General features: G+C 55.8%; 2 tRNA genes and 2 rRNA genes. All 4 read right to left on the bottom strand.

Annotation, left to right across the window (positions count from 1 at the left end):
* Positions 1-210: 210 nt before the first annotated feature.
* Positions 211-324, bottom strand: a 5S ribosomal RNA gene (gene rrf / locus ACFWZU_RS16185).
* Positions 325-437: 113 nt separating this feature from the next.
* Positions 438-3316, bottom strand: a 23S ribosomal RNA gene (locus tag ACFWZU_RS16180).
* A 233-nt stretch (positions 3317-3549) separates the two neighbouring features.
* Positions 3550-3625: transfer RNA gene (locus ACFWZU_RS16175), tRNA-Ala, on the bottom strand.
* A gap of 10 nt (positions 3626-3635) precedes the next feature.
* A tRNA-Ile gene (locus ACFWZU_RS16170) sits at positions 3636-3712 on the bottom strand.
* Positions 3713-3740 lie beyond the last annotated feature (28 nt).

Below are 3740 nucleotides of genomic sequence, written 5' to 3'. Positions count from 1 at the left end.
CCGCTCATGCCAGCGCACGGACGCGGCGCGGGCATCGGATGGATTCCAGCCCGCACAGCGTGGCGGTGGATCCCGGGCCGCAGCTGGCGGAAGCGCTCAGGTCCCCCGCGACCGCGGCGTTGGACGGCCCGCGTCGGCCGACGCGTGCTTTTAGGCAAGCGCGCAAAGAAAAACCTCCACCGTTTCCGGTGGAGGTTTTCAGGATAAAGCCCCTGGCGGTGACCTACTCTTGCATGGACAAGCCACACTACCATCGGCGCGGCTGCGTTTCACTTCCGAGTTCGGGATGGGATCGGGTGGGACCACAGCGCTATGGCCGCCAGGGAAGGGGTTGAAGCAGCGCTATAAAGCGCCGGCTTCAAAAGGGGTAAACGAGTGACAAGCGAGTTGGTGAATCGAGATGTTTCGCTAAGGGTTGCGAAGCGTCTTGGGGTTATATGGTCAAGCCGCACGGCGCATTAGTACGCGTAAGCTCAATGCATTGCTGCACTTCCACATCGCGCCTATCAACCACCTAGTCTTGATGGTGCCTTAAGGAGAGTCAAGCTCTCGGGAGATCTCATCTTGGGGCGTGCTTCCCGCTTAGATGCTTTCAGCGGTTATCACTTCCGTTCATAGCTACCGGGCAATGCCTCTGGCGAGACAACCCGAACACCAGCGGAACGTCCACTCCGGTCCTCTCGTACTAGGAGCAGCCCCCCTCAAATCTCCAACGCCCACGACAGATAGGGACCGAACTGTCTCACGACGTTCTGAACCCAGCTCGCGTACCACTTTAAATGGCGAACAGCCATACCCTTGGGACCGGCTACAGCCCCAGGATGTGATGAGCCGACATCGAGGTGCCAAACACCGCCGTCGATATGAACTCTTGGGCGGTATCAGCCTGTTATCCCCGGAGTACCTTTTATCCGTTGAGCGATGGCCCTTCCATACAGAACCACCGGATCACTAAGACCTACTTTCGTACCTGCTTGATCCGTCGATCTTGCAGTCAAGCACGCTTATGCCTTTGCACACAGTGCGCGATGTCCGACCGCGCTGAGCGTACCTTCGTGCTCCTCCGTTACGCTTTGGGAGGAGACCGCCCCAGTCAAACTACCCACCATACACGGTCCCTGACCCGGATTACGGGCCTAGGTTAGAACGTCAAGCACTTCAGGGTGGTATTTCAAGGATGGCTCCACGCAAACTGGCGTCTGCGCTTCAAAGCCTCCCACCTATCCTACACAGAAGAACTCAACGTTCAGTGTAAAGCTATAGTAAAGGTTCACGGGGTCTTTCCGTCTTGCCGCGGGAACGCTGCATCTTCACAGCGATTTCAATTTCACTGAGTCTCGGGTGGAGACAGCGCCGCTGTCGTTACGCCATTCGTGCAGGTCGGAACTTACCCGACAAGGAATTTCGCTACCTTAGGACCGTTATAGTTACGGCCGCCGTTTACTGGGGCTTCGATCAAGAGCTTCGCCTTGCGGCTGACCCCATCAATTAACCTTCCAGCACCGGGCAGGCGTCACACCCTATACGTCCACTTTCGTGTTTGCAGAGTGCTGTGTTTTTGATAAACAGTCGCAGCGGCCAGGTTACTGCGACCCATCAGAGCTCAGCTACGCATGTAGCCACCCCGATGGGCGCACCTTCTCCCGAAGTTACGGTGCCATTTTGCCTAGTTCCTTCACCCGAGTTCTCTCAAGCGCCTTGGGATTCTCACCCTGCCTACCAGTGTCGGTTTACGGTACGGTTTTTCTTAAGCTGAAGCTTAGTGGCTTTTCCTGGAAGCGTAGTCTCAGTCACTTCGCCCAATAGGGCTCGTCTCGGTGCTCGGCGTATGTGATCCCGGATTTGCCTAAGATCACCGCCTACCGCCTTTCCCCGGGACAACCAACGCCCGGTAGACCTAACTTTCTCCGTCCCCACATCGCACTTAAGAAAAGTGCTGGAATATTAACCAGCTTCCCATCGACTACGCATTTCTGCCTCGCCTTAGGGGCCGACTCACCCTGCGCCGATGAACGTTGCGCGAGGAAACCTTGGGCTTTCGGCGTGCGGGCTTTTCACCCGCATTATCGTTACTCATGTCAGCATTCGCACTTCCGATACCTCCAGCAGACCTCTCGATCCACCTTCACAGGCTTACGGAACGCTCCTCTACCGCGCATACAAAGTATGCACCCCGAGCTTCGGTGTCTAGCTTAGCCCCGTTAAATCTTCCGCGCAGACCGACTCGACCAGTGAGCTATTACGCTTTCTTTAAAGGGTGGCTGCTTCTAAGCCAACCTCCTGGCTGTCTATGCCTTTCCACATCGTTTTCCACTTAGCTAGAACTTGGGGACCTTAGCTGCGGGTCTGGGTTGTTTCCCTTTTCACGACGGACGTTAGCACCCGCCGTGTGTCTCCCGGATAGTCTGTCCTGGTATTCGGAGTTTGCCATGGTTTGCTAAGTCGCGATGACCCGCTAGCCATAACAGTGCTCTACCCCCAGGAAGATTCGTCCGAGGCGCTACCTAAATAGCTTTCGAGGAGAACCAGCTATCTCCGAGTTTGTTTAGCCTTTCACTCCTATCCTCAGCTCATCCCCATCTATTGCAACAGATGTGGGTTCGGTCCTCCAGTGCGTGTTACCGCACCTTCAACCTGGCCAAGGATAGATCACTCGGTTTCGGGTCTACTGCCAGAGACTATGCGCCCTATTCAGACTCGGTTTCCCTTCGCCTCCCCTAGACGGTTAAGCTCGCCACTGACAGTAAGTCGCTGACCCATTATACAAAAGGTACGCAGTCACCCTTGCGGGCTTCCACTGCTTGTACGTATACGGTTTCAGGGTCTATTTCACTCCCCTCTCCGGGGTTCTTTTCGCCTTTCCCTCACGGTACTTGTTCGCTATCGGTCAGTCAGGAGTATTTAGCCTTGGAGGATGGTCCCCCCATGTTCAGACAGGGTTTCTCGTGCCCCGCCCTACTCAATTTCACGCACGGTGCCCTTTCGCCTACCGGGCTATCACCGTCTATGGCGGACCTTTCCAGGTCCTTCAGCTAAAACACTGTGCGCTTTTGGGCTGCTCCGCGTTCGCTCGTCGCTACTTACGGAATCTCGGTTGATTTCTTTTCCTCCGGGTACTTAGATATTTCAGTTCCCCGGGTTCGCTTCCAGCACCTATGTATTCAGTACTGGATACCGCCTAAGCGGTGGGTTTCCCCATTCGGACATTGCCGGATCAAAGCTTGTTGCCAGCTCCCCGACACTTTTCGCAGGCTGCCACGTCCTTCATCGCCTCTGACTGCCAAGGCATCCACCGTATACGCTTGGTCGCTTGACCATATAACCCCAAGTCGCCTCAGGGCATACTCCGATTCCTCCTCAGGATTCGGATTCCGCCAAACAACGCTCGCTACAATTGCCTCAACGACACATCTCGGTTCGGTTTCGAACCAAAACGCTTGTCACTCGTTTACGTTTTCAAAGAACACCACGCCGGCCTCAACGCCGGTTGGCTTCCAATCAATCTTTGTGTGCGCGTATCTACACATCCGAAGCGGTCGTGCCAGGTACTGGTGGAGCCAGTCGGGATCGAACCGACGACCCCCTGCTTGCAAAGCAGGTGCTCTCCCAGCTGAGCTATGGCCCCAGGTGCTTGGTGGTGGGTCTGGGAGGACTCGAACCACCGGCCTCACCCTTATCAGGGGTGCGCTCTAACCACCTGAGCTACAGACCCATAAGCTTTCCGGTCTAACGACCAAACA

The organism is Frateuria sp. GZRR33 (assembly GCF_051900425.1).
Taxonomy (GTDB): Bacteria; Pseudomonadota; Gammaproteobacteria; order Xanthomonadales; family Rhodanobacteraceae; genus Frateuria_A.
This window is presented reverse-complemented; position numbering and strand designations above follow the sequence as displayed.